This is a genomic window from Rhodococcus sp. P4_F3_2, from assembly GCF_056401335.1.
In genome coordinates this window covers 1-424 of the sequence record NZ_JBFUJN010000228.1, presented here as the reverse complement: position 1 = coordinate 424, position 424 = coordinate 1, and the positions used below count along the sequence as shown (strand labels likewise).

General features: G+C 43.4%; 1 protein-coding gene. It reads right to left on the bottom strand.

The window, feature by feature from the left end:
• On the bottom strand, positions 1-424 hold a 424-nt coding region (locus AC1DWA_RS33525), incomplete at both ends, for an AEC family transporter (protein ID WP_477917826.1).

The following is a 424-nucleotide window of genomic DNA, read 5'->3' as shown; positions in this document are numbered from 1 at the left end:
GCAATTCCGAGCATAACGATGGGTTGAACCGCTACTTTTAAGACGGCTATCCCAAGCGCCCCTTTACTAAAGTTAATTTTTCCAATTCCAATCGTTACTCCTACCGCAAACAAAGCTGCTCCCGATGTAATACTTCCGATTTGATCAAGCATATCCTGTAAAAGTTTAGGTGACTGAAAACCGCAAAGGGTTAAAATCACTCCAATTAACGGTACACATGCCAAAGGCTCAGATAAACCATGCAAAATGGAATGAACCGTTACTTTAAATAAACTTGTTTTCTCTTCCCCTTCTTTTCGCCCCCGTTGTCCAACGGTTCCTAAAATCGCTGCCAGCGGATCTAAAATCGCATTCACCACGATTCCTGTTATAGCAATTGGAATCGCTACTGCGCCTGCACCAAACAATCCTCCGAGTACTGGAA